This is a genomic window from Oceaniglobus indicus (genome assembly GCF_002751875.1).
GTDB lineage: Bacteria > Pseudomonadota > Alphaproteobacteria > Rhodobacterales > Rhodobacteraceae > Oceaniglobus > Oceaniglobus indicus.
This window is the reverse complement of sequence record NZ_NMZM01000007.1, coordinates 1-16,727: the sequence shown is the minus strand read 5'-3', so window position 1 is coordinate 16,727 and position 16,727 is coordinate 1. Positions and strand designations below refer to the sequence as shown.

17 protein-coding genes are annotated in these 16,727 nt (G+C 59.0%); 6 read left to right on the top strand and 11 right to left on the bottom strand.

Annotated features, from left to right (window positions below):
- Positions 1-144 precede the first annotated feature (144 nt).
- On the top strand, positions 145-573 hold the full coding sequence (locus CFP68_RS11830; protein WP_099827151.1) for a hypothetical protein: 429 nt from the start codon (positions 145-147) through the stop codon (positions 571-573).
- On the opposite strand, the gene CFP68_RS11825 is transcribed toward CFP68_RS11830, so the two are convergent.
- The 11 genes from CFP68_RS11825 to CFP68_RS11775 all read right to left on the bottom strand — a co-directional run bounded on the left by CFP68_RS11825 (position 570) and on the right by CFP68_RS11775 (position 9,673).
- Complete coding sequence (locus tag CFP68_RS11825) at positions 570-1,286, bottom strand: hypothetical protein (protein WP_099827150.1); 717 nt, start codon at positions 1,284-1,286, stop codon at positions 570-572. The genes CFP68_RS11830 and CFP68_RS11825 overlap by 4 nt on opposite strands.
- Positions 1,271-2,056, bottom strand: a complete 786-nt coding sequence (locus tag CFP68_RS11820) for a terminase large subunit domain-containing protein (RefSeq protein ID WP_099827149.1) — start codon at positions 2,054-2,056, stop codon at positions 1,271-1,273. The genes CFP68_RS11825 and CFP68_RS11820 overlap by 16 nt, the downstream gene beginning before the upstream one ends.
- Complete coding sequence (locus tag CFP68_RS11815; RefSeq protein WP_099827148.1) at positions 2,046-2,300, bottom strand: hypothetical protein; 255 nt, start codon at positions 2,298-2,300, stop codon at positions 2,046-2,048. Before CFP68_RS11815 ends, CFP68_RS11820 begins: the two co-directional genes overlap by 11 nt.
- Positions 2,297-2,872, bottom strand: a complete 576-nt coding sequence (locus CFP68_RS11810) for a hypothetical protein (protein WP_099827147.1) — start codon at positions 2,870-2,872, stop codon at positions 2,297-2,299. The genes CFP68_RS11815 and CFP68_RS11810 overlap by 4 nt, the downstream gene beginning before the upstream one ends.
- A gap of 2 nt (positions 2,873-2,874) precedes the next feature.
- Positions 2,875-3,267: a hypothetical protein gene (locus tag CFP68_RS11805; RefSeq protein ID WP_099827146.1), complete on the bottom strand. Its 393-nt coding sequence runs from the start codon at positions 3,265-3,267 to the stop codon at positions 2,875-2,877.
- Positions 3,251-3,898, bottom strand: coding sequence for a hypothetical protein (locus CFP68_RS11800; protein WP_099827145.1), 648 nt, complete (start codon positions 3,896-3,898; stop codon positions 3,251-3,253). The genes CFP68_RS11805 and CFP68_RS11800 overlap by 17 nt, the downstream gene beginning before the upstream one ends.
- Positions 3,899-4,076: 178 nt before the next feature.
- Complete coding sequence (locus CFP68_RS11795; RefSeq protein WP_145953441.1) at positions 4,077-4,463, bottom strand: hypothetical protein; 387 nt, start codon at positions 4,461-4,463, stop codon at positions 4,077-4,079.
- A complete protein-coding gene (locus tag CFP68_RS11790; protein WP_145953440.1) occupies positions 4,460-4,723 on the bottom strand; it encodes a hypothetical protein in 264 nt (87 codons plus the stop codon). Before CFP68_RS11790 ends, CFP68_RS11795 begins: the two co-directional genes overlap by 4 nt.
- An 887-nt stretch (positions 4,724-5,610) precedes the next feature.
- A complete protein-coding gene (locus CFP68_RS11785) occupies positions 5,611-7,974 on the bottom strand; it encodes a DUF5906 domain-containing protein (RefSeq protein WP_099827142.1) in 2,364 nt (787 codons plus the stop codon).
- A 108-nt stretch (positions 7,975-8,082) separates the two neighbouring features.
- A complete protein-coding gene (locus CFP68_RS11780; RefSeq protein WP_099827141.1) occupies positions 8,083-8,325 on the bottom strand; it encodes a helix-turn-helix transcriptional regulator in 243 nt (80 codons plus the stop codon).
- Between the two features lie 187 nt (positions 8,326-8,512).
- Positions 8,513-9,673 (bottom strand): tyrosine-type recombinase/integrase, encoded by a 1,161-nt coding sequence (locus CFP68_RS11775; protein ID WP_099827140.1) that lies wholly within the window; start codon positions 9,671-9,673, stop codon positions 8,513-8,515.
- 266 nt (positions 9,674-9,939) lie between these two features.
- Here CFP68_RS11775 and CFP68_RS11765 point away from each other — a divergent pair, with 266 nt between their 5' ends.
- From CFP68_RS11765 to CFP68_RS17905, 5 genes are all read left to right on the top strand, one after another.
- Positions 9,940-12,318 carry a hypothetical protein gene (locus CFP68_RS11765; RefSeq protein ID WP_145953439.1) on the top strand — a complete coding sequence of 793 codons (2,379 nt, stop codon included), beginning with the start codon at positions 9,940-9,942 and terminating at the stop codon, positions 12,316-12,318.
- 167 nt (positions 12,319-12,485) lie between these two features.
- Complete coding sequence (locus CFP68_RS11760; protein WP_099827137.1) at positions 12,486-13,694, top strand: tyrosine-type recombinase/integrase; 1,209 nt, start codon at positions 12,486-12,488, stop codon at positions 13,692-13,694.
- A gap of 795 nt (positions 13,695-14,489) precedes the next feature.
- Positions 14,490-15,422: an IS5 family transposase gene (locus CFP68_RS11755; protein WP_099827136.1), complete on the top strand. Its 933-nt coding sequence runs from the start codon at positions 14,490-14,492 to the stop codon at positions 15,420-15,422.
- Positions 15,423-15,481: 59 nt separating this feature from the next.
- Positions 15,482-15,970, top strand: a complete 489-nt coding sequence (locus tag CFP68_RS17910) for a hypothetical protein (protein ID WP_145953438.1) — start codon at positions 15,482-15,484, stop codon at positions 15,968-15,970.
- Positions 15,971-16,241: 271 nt separating this feature from the next.
- Positions 16,242-16,583: a hypothetical protein gene (locus CFP68_RS17905; RefSeq protein ID WP_145953437.1), complete on the top strand. Its 342-nt coding sequence runs from the start codon at positions 16,242-16,244 to the stop codon at positions 16,581-16,583.
- The last annotated feature ends 144 nt before the right edge of the window (positions 16,584-16,727 follow it).

The window sequence follows — 16,727 nt, the reverse complement described above, 5'->3', positions numbered from 1 at the left end:
ACGCCCATCAGCGCGCGATATTTCGGGGGTCTTTGCCCGCGTCTCGTTGAACTCGTCGGGCGACTGTGGGCGCGGCGGCGATCAGATCGACGAGACGCACGGCTGTTCTTCCATTTCTGGGAGTTATCTGCATATCTGTTCGCCATGGATGATTGGCGAAAAAACCTTACCGATGAAGAACGCCTCGAAATTGAAGCAGAGGATGCGGTTTTAACTGTCCGCCATCGCAAGCAACGGAAGCGTGCCTTGGACGCTATGCGGATGGCAGGGAAACGCGCTGGCCCCGCCATGCCAAAATGGCTGTCAGAAGAACAGAAATCCGAAATGTTCAAGTTTTACTTGGCGGCACAAAAACTCTCCGAAGTTCGCGGAGGGCATTGGCAAGTAGATCACATTGTCCCCATTCGCGGGAGTTACACTGACGAAGAAACAGGTGCCTACGTCCATTATATCTGCGGTCTGCACATCCCAAAGAACCTCCGTGTAATTCTGGATGGTCACAACAGGAAGCGCAGCGACAATCTTTTCACGGCTGAACCGCTGATCGTTCCTGAAGACGATATTCCGTTCTAATACATTCCAACCAGCTTGCTGATGCGGATACCCTGCGGCACAAGGTACTGCGAGGCGAAGGCCGCGACGATCAGGGCAATGCCCGTGTCGCCGTGGCCCGACGCATTCCGCGATTGCGTGATGATCTGATTGCCCGCAGCCGTCGTCTGCATCGTGAAGGTCGCAAGGTCTTCCTCGATCTCCTTGCGCATGGCGAGGTCATGGGCAAACTTCAGATCGCCCGCCGCGAACAGCACGGCCAGATTTTCGATCATCAGGATTTTGGACGCGTTGACGTATCTACCAGACCGCCGCCACTCCTGACCGCCCGTCATTTGCACCGCCGTATGATCGACGCCTTGGTCAGCCATCACGTCGCTCACGACGCGGCCAATGGACGTGCCGTCGATCACGAGTTCCGACTTGCCGCCGAAGGGCGGCGCATTGCGCAGGCGGATCAGGTAATCGACCACATCGACATAGGACACGCCGCGAAACTTGTCCGCGAAGACGACGGTGCGCTCGCGCGGGCCAAGGACGACGCGGTTGCCGTCGTGGATCGGCAACTGTTGATCCTTCACGACCACCGCCGACGAGAAGTCGTTGGCTTGCCCAAGGTCCGCACCGACGAAGTATCTGACAAAACCCGTCACTCTTTCGACAGCGGGATCATGTCTTGTTTCGTTGGTCACGCGCCCGTCGGGCAGATGGATCAGGTTCAGAATCTCGGACATATTGCGCCCTCCTGTGACGTGGCGTTCTCGATGGTGGAAAGGTCGAAGTAGGACAGGCCGTCCGACAGAAATTCGCACATGACTTCCTGACGGAAACGGGTGGCCGACAACTGCTCTCGCAGCCGTTCGACGCGATGCGCAAGGCGCGGGATCGACGTGCCGGGCACCTTGATCCGATGCACGCTGTCCTTGGGTTCGAGAAACAGCGATGCGAACAGATTGTGCTTCCCTGCGGGCGTCGAGGCATAGAAGGTCTGCCCGTTGTCTTTCAGCATCGGCAGGATCGACACCACGACATCCTCGCCGCCGTTTTCACCGGGCAAATAAGCCATCTCGTCCACGAGCAGCAGATCGGCAGTATAGCCCCTGATCGTCGCGCCCGACGCAGGCACAGCGATGAACCGCCCGCCGTTGCTACATTCGATTTCCGTCTGTGTCGCGCGCTCAACCACAAGATCGGTGGCGCGCAGATATGCTTGAACCTTGCGGGTGATCTCGCGGGTCTGACGTTCGGCGGGCGCAACGCAGATGATCGTGCCGCCGCGCTTCAATTCACGGACGCCGCGCGTCGCGAGGACGCAGGATTTGCCCGCCTGACGGCACACAAGCAGGGCGACGGTCTGCGCGTTGGACGTGATCGCCTCGACCTGCCACGGATCGACCTGGGTGGCGGTGGGCACCTCCTGCCGCAGAAAGTGCAGCATTTCCGCGCCGGGATCGAGGTCGCGTTCGATCAGGCTGCACCAGTCGTGGAGCGCATCAAACGGCATGTTTCTTCCGATCATAGAAGGCGCGCATGTTCGCGACATTGCACTGCGTGCAGCAGCGATTAGCGTCGCGCGGGGAGACATGTCCGCGATTGCAGGGCCGCCCCGTGAAATAATGCCGCCCGCCTTCGTCGTGCATGATCCGCTCCGACGGCGGCAGTCGCGCCCAATCGGGCGATCCCGCGTCTGTGGCCGCTTTCAGGCGTCGGCCAAACTCGGCCCAGCCTTCGAACTCGCGATGGGTCATAGCACGCTCCCCTCCTTCGTGACCGACAGGACGTGGTGGCGCATCCGACGCAGCAGCGGTTCGCGCGCCTCGGGCACCTCGTCGCAGACTTCGTTCAGGATGCTGCGCAGCGTCACCCATTCTTTGGATTCCGCGAGCGAAACATTCACGGTTAGGTTCGTGGCGAGCTTGCCTTGCATGGTTGCAATGTCGCGGAGCACCTTGCGCAAACCTTCCATCGCCGCGAGGGCGAAGGCCGGATCGTCCTCTTGCTCCGCGCGCGTGATCAGCTTTTCGACCCGCTTCGCCAAGGACTCGTAGGTCATGGCAATGTCCATGCGGTCTTGGTTGATCACTTCGGTATCCGCCTCGATGGAGGCGACGCGCGTTTCCGCGATGATCGAACGGCGCATTTCTTCGGTGATCTTGGTGTCGCGGTAGCGTTGGATCGTCGTGTAATCGACCCCGATCCGCCGCGCGATCTCGGCCAGCGAGCGCCGCCCGAGCACAATGTCCTTGATGATCTCATTCTTGTCCGCGCGCATGTCGATGATGGCACGCCGCCCGCTGTTCTTGTTCCCGCCCTGTGCCATAATCAGGTGTCTCCTTGTTCTGCGGTTGAGGCAGAATCGGTGCAGGCCGTATCGTCGCGATACCAACGGATGCGGCCACGCAGTGCCGCCCATTCAACATCAAGGACATCCACCAAATGATCATGCACGCGATTTGCGAATTGTTCCCCGACGCCCGACCCGATGAGGTCGCCGCGCAACTCACCAAAGCTGGCACCGCCAAGGTGGAGTTTCATCATCTGCGCAAGCGCCGCGATTGACGCGTCGGTCGGGCTGTTGGCGGGGTCGATCCTGAACAGGTCGTCCAAGACAAGCGCGCCGTCGCGGCGCGCGTAAATCTCGCTGTCCGCGTCGATCCCGTAAACGACGCGGCACGCCCATTCGAGGCAGGCACGGTTTTCAGGAGTCGCTTGCATTGGCCGCGTTCTCCATCATCCGCAGTTTCGTTTGCATGTGCTGCGGCAGGTCGTCCGCTGTGCGGAAGGTGCGCGTCGTGTAGCCTTCGCTTTCCGCTTGCAGGCGGCGATGGACGAAACCGTTGCCCGTGTTGTGATCCGCATGGACATAGCGAACGCGGTTGTGCTCGTCGTCGAGCGTGACGGTGTGCAGCTTCGCCGCAGGTGCCGCTTGTTGGGTGTTGCGCCGAGTGGGATCGCCGTCGCCATCGTTGAGCACGGTCAGTGTCGCGCCTGCCTTTTCGGCCGCTTCTTTTGCCGCACGATATTTCTGTGGGTTGCGGGCATCGGCGCGCGTGATCGAATGCTTGGGCCGAACCCCTTGCGGATACCAATTGCCGTCGTTGCCCTTTTCGAGGTTGGCCGCGCGCATTTTGCGCTCCTGCGTTTCCTCGTTCACGATGTCCGAAAGTGTTTTCTTTTTCGGGGCCGCTGCTTCCATCTGGCGCTGCATATCCTTCTTCTCGTCCAGCACACGGCTGTTGAAGTCTTGCAGGTCGTCGAGGCGTTTGGCCTGATCGGTAACGGTGGTGGTGAGGGTCTGCACCTGCTGCAACAGCGCTTGCAGGGCGGCGGTCGTGTCGTCTGACATGGTTTGCTCCTATGTCTGTCCAAAATTGAGCGCGGCGTGTCGGGACGCCGCGCTCAATCTGGATTGGACAGAACAAGAGCGACGCACCGTTGCGCTCGTGAATTGAATTTATGTGGCAGCACCGAGAATGCCGACCGGCGGAATCAGGTGGCGACGCTGTATTTAAGGTACTGATGCGTCAGGCCGCTGCGCGTGGGCGGGGCGCGTGCAAGGCGTGCCAACGTTCCCGCAGGCGTTCGACGGCGACGGCATGACGTTTGAGGGTCGCAGGGGTCGGATCGAGTGACGGATGGGGAAAGGGTGCGCCCTCCATCATGGCACGGACGCTTGTGGCCAATACGTCGCCGTTCCAGCCAATGAGCGAGCATAGGGCGTTGCGATGCCGCGCCATCGCGCCTGTCCGCTCGGTCAGGAAGGTCATGGCCTGATCCCGCTCCGACCGAGACGTGAACGTTGCGCCGCTTTCATCCGTGACCGTCAGGAACAGGTCGCGGTAAGCCTGCATCAGGATCGCCGTGACCAAGGTTGCTTCGGGCGTCTGTGGGGCGTCAGGCAGGTCCATCATGCACGCAGGCCGTTGACCGTCGTCATGATATGCCGCCACGGCAACGTGAACCCGCCTTGGGCAGTCTGAACGCTCACGCCTTTGTCGTCAGGCACGATGCGGTAGTGGCGTTCGACGTCCTTGGCATTGGGGTCGGTCAGGAATTGCTCGAGGTCGTCGGCCAAGTATTGCGCGCCCTCCACAACCAGCCGTGACGTGCTCGATACCGTGGTGACGATCAACGTCGCCGTGCCTTCGTTCATACTCGCTTGGATCTTCATCATATCATCCTTTGATGATGGTGCGCGCCCAAGGTTCAGGAGTGTGCCGAACCACCCTTGGGCGCGCGTTTTCATCCGACGGGTTCGACAAGCAATGCGTATCACCTCGCTTTGGGGCGGATGCGGACCGTTTCAGGTGGCGTTGGGGAAGATTCAGGTGTTGGGCCGATTAGTGCGTCCAAGCGCGTCATAGCCGCGCGTTCGCGGCCTGCGGGCATACTGCGTCGGATTTCACCAAGACGCCCGCGTGCGCCGCGGCAGATCGCGGCGGTTGGCCGTTGGCGGGCGAAGCCGTCGATTGCATGTGCGATGGCACGGCCATTGTGCCTATATATCACCGACCTTTTGCGTCGGATATGTGCCTGCGTTGCAAGACGCGTTGCAAAATTGGCCGCGCAACCGAGCAACAACTTATGACCAAAGCGATAATCACGCGCTCACACTTGATTAAGGATCAATCGGCCTGTTTGGCGCGACCTAGTTGCGAGCAAGTCGCAACAAGCAGGTGGAGATTTCGAGGGGAGATAGGCAGGCCCAACGGAACGCGATGCACAAAGTATGTCACCCCATGTCACCCAAGGGAAACGGTGACATACCAAAAACGCTTTGTTTTCAACGTCGTCTGTCAGTATGTCAGTTATGTCAGTATAATAATAGTAGCAGCAAAACGCCTCGCCACGCGCGCACCCGTTGGCAAATCACGATTTTCACAAGCTGACAATTTACCCCCGTCATCCGTGACATAGGTGACATAAATCGCGTAACCGATTGCACTTTAAGCACAAAAACCATGTCACCCCGTGACATAAATTTCGACCCCGTGACATAAAACGAAAAAGGCGACACCGAAGTGCCGCCAATCTCGATCAGCGAGAAACACGCCTTGATCAGAACGGCGGATCGCCGTTGTATTTCTCGGTCTGCGCGGCCTCCCACGCGCGCCATCCGCTTTCCACATCGACACCAAACTCCGCAGGATCAGCATCCCCGAAGTCCATCGGCTCGTCGTCCTCGCCATAGGTGCGCAGTGTGATGCGCGCGACAGCCGCCCGAAAGTCGTCGAGTGTGCCAAGGCAATAGCCACGCTGCTGCTTATCCATCAGCGGCGAAACCAAGGCGTCGCCGTTCATGTCCGTGTGGGTGTGAAGGCGTTCACAGAACATGGCCTTGCGGGATTTCTTGGCCTGCGGGATCAGATCGAGCAGCTTGTTGGCAATTTCCTCGGGCGACATGTTGCGCCCGCCTGCCTGATGCACGAGCGCGGCCAAGGTCTTGTTCGAGATTATCCCTGCTGCTTTTGGATCATGCGGGCACACGCCGCGTTCCGCGATCTCATGCAGCACAGCAACGACGGGATCAGACGCCACCTTGTCGCGCGCCTTCGCCTCGGTGCCATAGCCAAACGTCAACGCCTGACGGTCAACGGGATAGTCGAGCAGGTAGCGCAACACGATGCCTGGACCGTCGTCTGACCGCATGAAGGCATGGTAGGGCTCCCAAAAGGCATATGCTGCCTGTTGCCCCTCCTTGGTCGTCATATCGAACGGCTGCGCGACCTCGACAACCGTCCACCGCCTATCGTCAAAGTCGATATGCACGGCTTGGGCCTCATTGGTCGTGGCGATCAGGCGGTGAACGTTCTTGGCGTTGACCGTCGCCTTGAACTTCTCCTCATAGGTCCACGAGGGCGACGAGATAAACGATTTTAGCTTCGCCGCCGTTTGACGCGATCCATGGAAAATGGACTCCTCGGCGGCAATGAAGGTCGAGCCGAAGATAGAACGGTTGAAGCGTGAAAACAGACGTTCGGACTCTTGCACCTTCTGAACGTAACGCTCGCCGAAGATGGGAGTCAGGACGCGCTCTTGCAGGAACGACTTGCCGCCGCCTTGCCGTCCGCGCAGGGCGATGGCTGTTGGCGGTGATGGGTCAGTCGGGCATTGCACGGCATCGGCAAGCCACATCGTCACCCAATGCGCGAGGCCGTCGTCGCCCGAGCAAAGCACATCGCGGACATACGACTCGAACACCGAGGCATCGCCATCTTTCGGCGCAACGGCGAAGCCGCGCCAAACGTTATAGGCAGGCCCGTCATAGTCGATGGGTTCGCACACCACGTCCTTGAACCGCGCGTGATCAGGATCACGCAGCCATAGTTGCGCGAGCGGCATCGACGTCTTGCCCATGGGAACGACTTGGTCGGATGTTTCGTCGAACAGCATTTGCTTGGCAAAGGTCGTGAACTCGGCGGCGTCCTTGTCGAGATATTCGACCGTGCCGCTGATCGTGATTTTCGACCACCGACGATTGAACTTCTCGACTTGCCGATAGTGCAGCGGCGTTGGCGTGCCTTTCTCCCACCGCTTTGCGCCTTTCAGAAGGTTTACGATCTCGGTTTCAGGCAACGCGCCGTCGGCAAACAGATCGTGGAAATTCGCGTCGCCGTTCAGGCGTCGAATTTCGGCATCCATCTCGGTATCAGGCCATCCGCGCGCCTGCATGGACATGGCGATGCGCATCAGCAGGTCATTTCGTCCCGCAGGATCGACAGGCACCTTGTAGCCAATATCCGAGGTGTCGAGCGTCGGCGTCGCGTTGGCGATCTCGCTCACTGTCTGTGCCGACACGCGGCAATGAGCGTGGATGTGTTGCAGCAGGCCGAGAACGCCCGACTCATCCAGCGGCGTCTTGGAGCCGTCGTCGTCGATCACCCAAGCGATTTCGCGCTTCTGTCCATTGATCGGCAGCCATACGGCGGTCGGTTCATTGTCGGGCGTGACAGCCGTCTGTGTCGCCTTCGGAAACAGCTCGGTCTTGGCCTGCACTTTCTTCGGCAGCCGCTTTCGCAGCGCAGCGAGATATTGGTGCATCTGCTTGGCCGAGATCGGCTCATCGACGAACACGACCACATGCAGGCCGCGCGACTTTGTGCGGAACGCGGCGCAGCGGGTGCGCAGGCGGTCGCGCAAGGCCGTAACGTCGTCCTCGGGCATGTCGTACCAATCAACGTCGAGAACGCCCCACAGACATGTGCTGTCCGCGCGCACAGGCGCTACGCCGACAGGATGACCGCCTGTAACGTGTTGGGCGACGAGATCAGCCGTAAGCGGGCCTGCCACGGTCTGCGGCTTGCCATTCACTTTGCCTTTATCGTCCGCGACCATCTCGCCGCGCATTTCGATATGCCGTTTCTCATATCCGTCAAAAAGACGGAGCATGAGGTCGGCGGATTCATTCAGATTATTGTCCATACCATTTTCAGGATGGACCCGCTTCAATGGTTCGGATTTGCCATCGGCTCGTCTATAAACGAGTTATTCAATCGTAGTTCTGTCAAATCCAATCCAGTGGGGCGGGCCTTAAACCTGCCCCACTTCTTTTTGCTTCGCCCATGCCATGACCTCATGCAGGTCATAGCGCACCGTTCGCTGACTGAAATAGATCGCGGGCGGCGTGTCGCCGCGCTTCTTCATGTCATAAAACGACCGCTCGCAGATTTGCAGGAAGTCGCAAACTTGCGGCGGGGTCATCATGCGTGGATGGTTTAAGCGGGTTTCGAGTTCTTCAATGCGCGACTCGAGTGCGCGGATCGTTTCCGACATATCAACGGTTCTTTCTGTTCAATCCAGAACAGGCGGGCCATGTTGCGCTCTTCGCGCCCGTTGATATTTCGGCTTAACCCTCACATTCAGGCGCCGATCCCCTGAACGATATGCTGGCACCCGCCACTATGGCGCGCGACGTCTCACGACGTTGCCTTGGTGCACCTGAAACATAGTGTGCCTATAATCAGGAAACAATGGCGAAAGAAGGTTCTACCTTAATTCGCTCGAAGTAGACTTTCTCAATGTCCTCGACGGCGCGGCGATTGCCCATGCGCTTCAGGTATTTCATCAGCATGTCGCTGCCTTCGCCTGCCTTCTTGTCGCCGCGCAGGAAGTGGGCGACGTAGTCGGGCAAGAACGCCTCGGCTGACGCCTGCATGAAGTGACGCCGCCCGTCATGTGGCAGGAATACGCGGACGCGCTCGTCGTTTATCGTGGCGAATGTGCCCTTCGGGTCGGTGATGTATCCGGTGGCCGACGACGCAGGGAACACCCATTCGCTGCCCGACTGACGGATCGCCGTGAGCAGGTCGATCACGGTATCCATCACGGGCAACGTGCGGGCGAGCTTGTTCTTCATTTTGGTCAGGTGGATCGTCCTGTTCTGCAAATCGACCTGATCCCACGAAAGCGAGCAAACGTTTTCGGAGCGGATGCCTGTCAGGAACATGACGGCGACAGCGGTCCCGACAATGACGTTCTTCTCGCGTCGCGCCATGATCGCCTCCCAGATCGTGGACCAATCATCCGCGTCGAGATCGTGGTCACGGGCAACCGCCGTCCATTGCGCTTCTGTCTCTTCGCTCTTGGCAACGCGCGTCCTCTTTTGGCCGACAGGGTTCACGACAGGCGCGAAGTTGAAAGCGTTGCCGATGCCAATGCGCACGGCCCGCGCGGTCGCCTTCTTGCCGTCAGCCATGAGGCGGTTCAGGACGGCCTGCACATTGGCCGAGGTCACGTCCGCGACATTGCTGTCCATGATCTCGCGCGCGTGCATCTCAAGCTGGCGCGTCATGCGGTGGCGGTGATCGTCGGACATGCCGCCCTGCGCCTGCGACGTGTCGCACCAAAACGTCCAACCATCGCGCACTGTCTGAATGTCGCTCTTTGCAACGCCCGTCTTCGTGTCGCCCTGTTTAAACGCCGTCACGGCGTCCAAGGCGGGAAACGCGCCAACCTTGATCGACTTCGTTTTCCCATCGACGCGACGCTTGATGTACCAAGTGCTCTTGGTCTTGCCGACATTGAGGTAAAGGCCAGGAAAGCGGTCGCCGTCGTGGCGATACATGCCCGGTGGGGTTTTCAGCAGGCGTGCAGGCTTGGTGAAGTCGATTGCCGTGGTCATCTGTCATGCTCCGATTTTGCAACGTTTTGCAACGCACCACGTCACTAACATGCACTTTCGCGCATTGTAAACCGATTGATTATCGTTGCAAAATAGGTGTAATGCATTGGTTTTACTATATTACCGCACCACCGTGCAGTAACCTAATAAATATCGTCGCTTGACTGTTAATCAATTGGTCGTAGGTTCGATCCCTACCGCCGGAGCCAAATTTCCCCAAGTGGTTGATTTCATTGGCTGAGCCCCGACCGGAGTCGGAGCCACCCGTGCACGTGCACGAACCGGTGCACAAACGCGTGCACGAAGCGGTGCACGACCAGGTACACGGCCCGCGATTCCAGGATGCCCTGAAACCCGTTTCGGAGCACCCTGCCATGGCCAGAGTCGCACATATCCCCTACCTCGAAAAACGGCCCTCGGGCTTCTTCTTCCGGCGGCGCCTGCCCAGGGCCCTCGCGAGGATATCGAACCCTGATCAAACTTCGGCCCTCTGTCTTTCTCTTCGCACCGACGTCCTCTCCGAAGCGACATGTCTTGTCCGCGCGCTGACCGCGCTCACGGACCTGGCCGTCGCGCTGACGACGGAGAGACCGGTGGATCATCTGAGTGCGGACCATGTCACGCTGCTGACCGAACTGGCGCGATTCCAGATCGCGGCTCATGAAGCCCTGCGCGCCTCTGCAGAGCCGCGCTCGGAAGCGGCCGCGAATTTCGCCGCACAGGCAGAGCGTGCGACCCAGGACATGCTGCGCCGGGCGCTGGCGCTCGGCGATCGGGCCCCTGCGGTCGCCCCCCTGCGCGAGCTGGCACAGCGACTGGGCGTGACTCTGGACGAAACCGCGGCCGACTGGCGTGTCCTTGCCTTCGAAGCTCTGCGCGTGATGCTGGATGCGTCCTGCGAACGCGAGCGCCGCGAGATCGGGCGTTACGCGGAATCCACCCCAATCTTCCGGTCGATGATTGCAGGCCGCTCGGCATCCCGGTCGCCCGCCCTGCCCGCGATTTCGGCGCAACCAACGGTGCCAGCCATGACGGTCCCTCCCGCATCTGTGCCTGCCGAGGTCGCGGCACCGGCAGCAATGCTTCACGTTAGCGGTGCTGCGGCTGTTCCACCGCCGACAGCTCTGGATGTGGTCAGCCCCGAGTCTGCCCCTGCCGCGCCCACCAGCGCTCTTCGTGCTGGGAACGTACCGCTTCCGCCCGACGTGCAGCCCAACGCCGCCCCCACCCAGGTGGCTGCGCCCACGTCCGGGATCGCCTGTCCCGCATCCGCAACCGCTACGCCAAAGCGGGAAACCCGAATTCTGATCGATGAGACCCTTCTCACGGAAACTTCGCGTGCAGCCCTCAGGAAAGGACCCAACATCGAGTTCCGGGAGGCGTTCGATCTCTACTTCGAGCTCAAGGAGCTCGGCTATGGAGACAATTTCGAAGCGCGCCAGAAGCGGTTTCCCGACCAGGGAAAGAACTGGACACGGACCTCCGGCGGAAACGCCCGGAAGGCACGCGAGATCTGGGTCGATGTCCTCGGCAACCAGCCGTTCCAGCAGATCGATTGGACCGAGGTCGATGGCGTCCTGAACATCATTCGCCGCATCCCGAAATACCACGGAAAGAAGCCGACCCTGATAAACACGCGCGGTTTCCTCGAGCTCGTCGAGCGCGCCGACGAACTGGAACTCGCGGCCGCAGCAGAGTCGAAATTGAACCTTGCGGTCAAAGGCAAAGCCACTCCGGCGGACCTTGAACGCGCTGAACTTGACGCGAAAATCCCGCGCCTGCGCGTTGCCACCTTCCTGCGCCATGGCCGCATGGCAAACCGGGTCGGCAAGATGCTGAAGGCCATGAAGGTGATCGATGAAAACCCGTTCGAGATCTGCTCCTGGTCGAACGATGAGGAAAAAGCACTGAAGGCGAACGAGGAGGATCGCACGCGCATGCTGTGGGACGACAGGATCCAGAAGCTCTTCGACTCGCCGGTCTACCAGGGCGACTGCGAAGAGAAGGATTACCCGCTGTTCTGGGCGCCGCTCATCGCGCGCTTCGACGGATGTCGCGCCGAGGAGATCCTGCAACTCGGGCCGGATGATTTCGGGTCGGAAAACGGTGTCGCGTATTTCACCGTCCGCAACGTGATCGGCAACCACGTGAAGTCCACAGCCGGGGAGCGTCGCATTGCCGTGCACCCCAAGCTGATCGAACTGGGATTGCTTCGGTTTGTCGAAATGCGCCGCAGACAGAACCAGTCTCGCCTGTTCCCGGATCTCAACCGCGGCCAGACGAAGGAGACCTACTCGGAACTCTTCAGCAAGACCTTCGGATACTACCGCAAAACGAACGGATGCTACTGGCCTGGTCTCGATTTCCATGCGTTGCGCACCACATTCCACAACGATCTGGGGAACCTGCTTTGCCCCGACATGGTGCGCCGGCGCCTCATGGGGCACGAAAAACCGGTCGACGAAGGTGACGGCTCTTACACGCGCGAAATCTGGGTGAAGACATTGCATGAGGTGATCAGCAGGATCGATGTGGACATCTCGAGGATCAAGAGTCCCTTCGCCGCACCCGGTGTCAACGCCGTCCAAGTGGTGCCGGCCCGAGGTGAGGTCAAACATGACAATGTCGTCGGATTTCGACGCTGACCGACCTGAGGGAACGATCCTTACCGGGCAGAATGGACGGAAGGCAACAACTCACGAGTTCGTGATAGGTCCGCTGAAGCTTAATTTCGATATTTTGACTTAGGTCATAATATCCTGGGAAATCCGGGGCATAGGGCGGCGTTGAAACACTCACGGAGATACAGGAAATGCACGACAACCTCGCCACCCGAAATGACAGAAAACCTCACCCGAAATCATTCGCACAATGGACGCCCCGGGTCCTTCTCGAAGGCGCCAATCTCACCGAAGAATCGAAGCTATTTCTCACCGGTGAAAAGCAGATCTGCCTCGAAGGCGCGTTCGAGTTCTACATCGAAACCCGATCACTGGGGTACCAACCCGGAACTTCCCGACTTGATCCGGCCCTTGGCGAAAGCTGGCGGCGCAATAGTGCTCCGAACATCGAGAGCGCCAAGCGTGCCTGGGTGCGCACCTTGGGGAATCCGTTCTTTCGCGACATCGCAAGGGAAGATGTGATCCCCTCGCTGGAGGAAATCCGGAAACTGCCGAAAGGCCACGGGAAACGGCGGAATACCGGGGCCGACGACGAAGGCCTGGTCGGCGAAGACCAAACTTCTCCTGACCGCATCGGCGTCACGACATTCCTGAAGATCGGGCGTGCGGCGCGCCAGGTTGGCGATTTCCTTGTCAAGCTTGGGCTCGCAGAGGAAAATCCGTTCGATGTCTGCAGCTGGTCGACGGTCGACGAGGCCCGTCTGCGGCAGCAGGAGCGCCCAGTCGACCACCCACGCTGGTTGGACGCTGTTGAAAGCTACCTGTCATCGCCAATCTTCCACGGCGACATCGGGGATGCCGGTGATCCTCTGTTCTGGATCCCTCTTCTGATGCGGCTCGCAGGACTGCGCCTCGGCGAAGCCGTCCATCTTACCACCCAGAACCTGCAATATCATGACGGCATACCGGTCCTCTGCATCGAACGCGATGCGAAGACGACCGGGGCCCGCCGGGAGATCCCAGTATCTCGGCGGCTGCAGGACCTCGGCCTCGTCGGACTGTTCAAGTTGCGGCAGGATCAGAAGGAGACGATGCTCTTCCCACATGTTTCGCAGGAAAGACTCGGCACCGGCACGACGCGGTTCCGGAGGCAGTTCGTCCGCTACTGCGAGACGCACGGGATCGACGCCTCGGCCCTGCATTTCGAAGATTTCCGGAAAGCACTGCAGTATGAGCTCCTTGAAAAGGGATGCCCGCCCGACATTGTCAGGATGGCAATGGGTCACGTGTCACGCGAAGCGGGTATTCGATTTCTGGATGACATCCTTCGCAGGACAGTCCGCGACGCCCTGTCCGGGGCCGGAACCGACATGCCTGACATCGTCGATCCCCTCCGATAAAGCGCACCCCAAAAGGCCCGGGCGTCTGCCCGGGCCTTCTTCATCATGCCCTTACTCGGCAGTTCTTGGTTGAGATTTTCCCGCCCCCACCCCGATAGGACCGCCAGCGCCCAGAGGGCTTCATGCGCCGAAAGACGGTCCAAGCCACCTTCGTGGTCCGCAGGGGCAGCCCACCTTTCCATGATGGCGCGATCTTATGCGCTACCGGCGATGTCCGCTGACGGCAACCGTCCGACGCGGCCGCCAATTCGAACGGGAGCTTCGCGCAAAGGATTTCCAAAGGGGTTTCAAGATAATTCTTGTTCATGATCGACTCCTTGGGACCCTGCCGCAACACCATGTTGCGCGCTCCAAGGCCCCGGAGCGTTCGCGGGGCGTTGATCATGCCCGTCGCGCGAGCGTCCCGAGATTGTCCCGGAGCCGAACCGGACCGTTCTCGACTGCGAGGTCGGCGAGCCGGACCGCCAGAGGCCAAGAGAAGTTCTATGGAGAGTGCAGCGAGTTCGATAAAGTCGCAGGAAACGGAGTAATCAGCCTCCGGGAAAACCGGAGCGGTTCAATCTCCGCCTCAATCCACCTGGGGTCACAGACGGCCCAGTCCGGTCGTTCGAAGCAACCGCCGGTGTGGCACCGCAGCGTCACCGAAGCAGCCATTCGCTCCCGTCGCAGCATTTCCAACGACCCGAGATCGGCAGAGCGGACATAATCCCCACTCAGGAGTGTTCTTCATGGGGCTTTGTTGCACAAATGCGTTGAGGGATTCATCTCGCGAATCCAGCGTGATAGCTTGAGCACATGAGCAGCTGGGCCCCTACGAAGTACAAGACCACGAACTGGTCGACTTACAATGACAGCTTGAAGCGACGTGGGTCGCTATCAATCTGGTTTGATCCCCAGATGGTCTGGAGACCGCCGCCGCCGGGCAAACGCGGTCGGCGACAACAATTCAGTGACGCCGCGATCCAGGCCTGCCTGACACTGAAGGTGTTGTTCGGCATGCCGCTTCGGCAGACGACAGGCTCCGTTGAGAGCTTGCTGAAGTTGGTAGGGTTGGGCTGGGAGGTGCCCGATTTCAGCGCCCTTTGCCGCCGTCAACGATCGCTGAACGTAAACCTGCCATATCGCGGCGGGACTGGTCCACTGAACCTTTTGATCGATAGCACAGGTATCAAAGCAGAGGGCGAAGGTGAGTGGAACGCCCGCAAGCATGGCGGCTCCAAACGACGTATCTGGCGCAAGATACACATAGGGATCGATGAAGAAACACTGGAGGTTCGGGCGGTCGAGGTCACCACCAGCAACATCGGTGATGCGACCATGCTGCCTGAGCTGCTAAAGCAAGTTCCGCCCGATCAGGACATTGGGTCGGTCACCGCTGACGGGGCCTACGACACGCGCAAATGCCACGACGCGATTGCCGAGCGGAATGCCCATGCTGTCATTCCGCCTCGCAAGAATGCCAAGCCATGGAAGCCCACGAGCAACGGGGCCATCGCCCGGAACCAAGCCGTGGAGGCATCAAGATACCTGGGCCGCACCCTGTGGCGGCGATGGAGTGGTTATCACCGCCGAAGCCGCGTCGAGACCAAGATGCATTGTGTGAAACGACTGGGCCAGAGCCTCATGGCGCGGGACTTCGACCGGCAGGTCGCGGAGATCCAAATCCGCATCGCCGTGCTAAACCGTTACACAGCTCTTGGCATCCCTGTCACAGAGCCCGTAGGATAAGTCCGTCCGGGGAAGGGGAAAGAACGCTCTTCAACCGATTTGTGCAACAAAGCCTCTTCATGGCTTCCCAGATAGCATCTCAGCCTGATATAGCGGTGCTTGGGAGAACATCTGGAGCGACAATGGAATCGGTAATTTATGCAGGGATATTCTCCCTGCTGGCAGCAGTTTTGGGAGCACTCATTACAGTGATCAATCAAAATATTCAGCTAAAAAAGCAGGCTGAGAAACTTAGATTGGAACAAGTAGAATCTTCAAAAAAAGCCGTTATCGAAGATCTTGTCGCTTACAGATTTGTTCTTACGGACAAGGGAAATGATCCTCTTCCAACGTCGCAGTTTAATGTTGCGCTGTCAAAGGTCCCCATTTTATTCGGAGCAAATGCCAAATGCATTGCGCTATACCGTGAATTTGGAACTGATTTCACCTCAAGTAAGTTTTTCGATCTTATTGTTGAGTTAATGAAAGATGTGCCTCTTGATACGAGCCACATAAATGCGGCTTTACTCGAAAACGTTCCGAGCCGTCGACCGATGCTGGGAACCTAAGTGCGGTCTCTAAAACGTATCCGTCCCGATCGACTCGAATCAGTAATGCGGGACCCCAGTGACCGAGCACGACGCCTGCGGCGAGGTGCGCCGTGTCTTCCGGCCCACTGCGGATATTCGTAGCTTGGATGATTTCTGCACCGCAGCTTGATCGAAGCGGACATCTTAATTTTAGGCCTTATTAGAGTGAGCGCGCGTTGAACAGTTGAACGCGCCGCGACAAACCCCCAAGGTAGAGCCAGCAACCAAAGAGCAATAGCGAGGTTTTCTGGTGCGCGTCGAGCGAAAAGGTCATGTGCAAAAACTCACGCCACTGGTGGAACGCTTCTTAGTCGAAGCCCTCCGTGGGGTTTGCTTAGATGATCCCGAAAACTCAGAGCAGAGGAGAGTCGACTATTCATGTTTGAGTGGTCTGCTCGCCATCGAAATCAAGAGTTTAGAAGACGATGCGTCAGAACGCATGAACAACTTAACTGATGAGTTGCGGAAGCGCGATGACTGGCCTGTTTTTCTTGGCTCCGCGCCAATGCAGTCATTCGTTCGTCACCTTGAAGACTCGGAACAGGTTGAACGTAAAGTTCTTGATCGCATGGGGCGCGCGGTCAAGAACTAAGCTACCCCCCGAAATTCGGACACTGACATAAGCTACGATATGCAGTCTGCTGATCTTCAACACCAAGGAGATTACAGATGTCTAAACGCAAGCAGCATGCGCCGGAGTTCAAGGCGAAGGTCGCGCTGGAGGCCTTAAAGGGCG

Excerpts from the sequence above, each read along its gene's own strand:
- CFP68_RS11830 (WP_099827151.1), top strand. The coding sequence starts at position 145 with ATGGATGATTGGCGAAAAAACCTTACCGATGAAGAACGCCTCGAAATT.
- CFP68_RS11825 (WP_099827150.1), bottom strand. The coding sequence starts at position 1,286 with ATGTCCGAGATTCTGAACCTGATCCATCTGCCCGACGGGCGCGTGACC.
- CFP68_RS11820 (WP_099827149.1), bottom strand. The coding sequence starts at position 2,056 with ATGCCGTTTGATGCGCTCCACGACTGGTGCAGCCTGATCGAACGCGAC.
- CFP68_RS11815 (WP_099827148.1), bottom strand. The coding sequence starts at position 2,300 with ATGACCCATCGCGAGTTCGAAGGCTGGGCCGAGTTTGGCCGACGCCTG.
- CFP68_RS11810 (WP_099827147.1), bottom strand. The coding sequence starts at position 2,872 with ATGGCACAGGGCGGGAACAAGAACAGCGGGCGGCGTGCCATCATCGAC.
- CFP68_RS11805 (WP_099827146.1), bottom strand. The coding sequence starts at position 3,267 with ATGCAAGCGACTCCTGAAAACCGTGCCTGCCTCGAATGGGCGTGCCGC.
- CFP68_RS11800 (WP_099827145.1), bottom strand. The coding sequence starts at position 3,898 with ATGTCAGACGACACGACCGCCGCCCTGCAAGCGCTGTTGCAGCAGGTG.
- CFP68_RS11795 (WP_145953441.1), bottom strand. The coding sequence starts at position 4,463 with ATGATGGACCTGCCTGACGCCCCACAGACGCCCGAAGCAACCTTGGTC.
- CFP68_RS11790 (WP_145953440.1), bottom strand. The coding sequence starts at position 4,723 with ATGAAGATCCAAGCGAGTATGAACGAAGGCACGGCGACGTTGATCGTC.
- CFP68_RS11785 (WP_099827142.1), bottom strand. The coding sequence starts at position 7,974 with ATGGACAATAATCTGAATGAATCCGCCGACCTCATGCTCCGTCTTTTT.
- CFP68_RS11780 (WP_099827141.1), bottom strand. The coding sequence starts at position 8,325 with ATGTCGGAAACGATCCGCGCACTCGAGTCGCGCATTGAAGAACTCGAA.
- CFP68_RS11775 (WP_099827140.1), bottom strand. The coding sequence starts at position 9,673 with ATGACCACGGCAATCGACTTCACCAAGCCTGCACGCCTGCTGAAAACC.
- CFP68_RS11760 (WP_099827137.1), top strand. The coding sequence starts at position 12,486 with ATGCACGACAACCTCGCCACCCGAAATGACAGAAAACCTCACCCGAAA.
- CFP68_RS11755 (WP_099827136.1), top strand. The coding sequence starts at position 14,490 with ATGAGCAGCTGGGCCCCTACGAAGTACAAGACCACGAACTGGTCGACT.
- CFP68_RS17910 (WP_145953438.1), top strand. The coding sequence starts at position 15,482 with ATGGCTTCCCAGATAGCATCTCAGCCTGATATAGCGGTGCTTGGGAGA.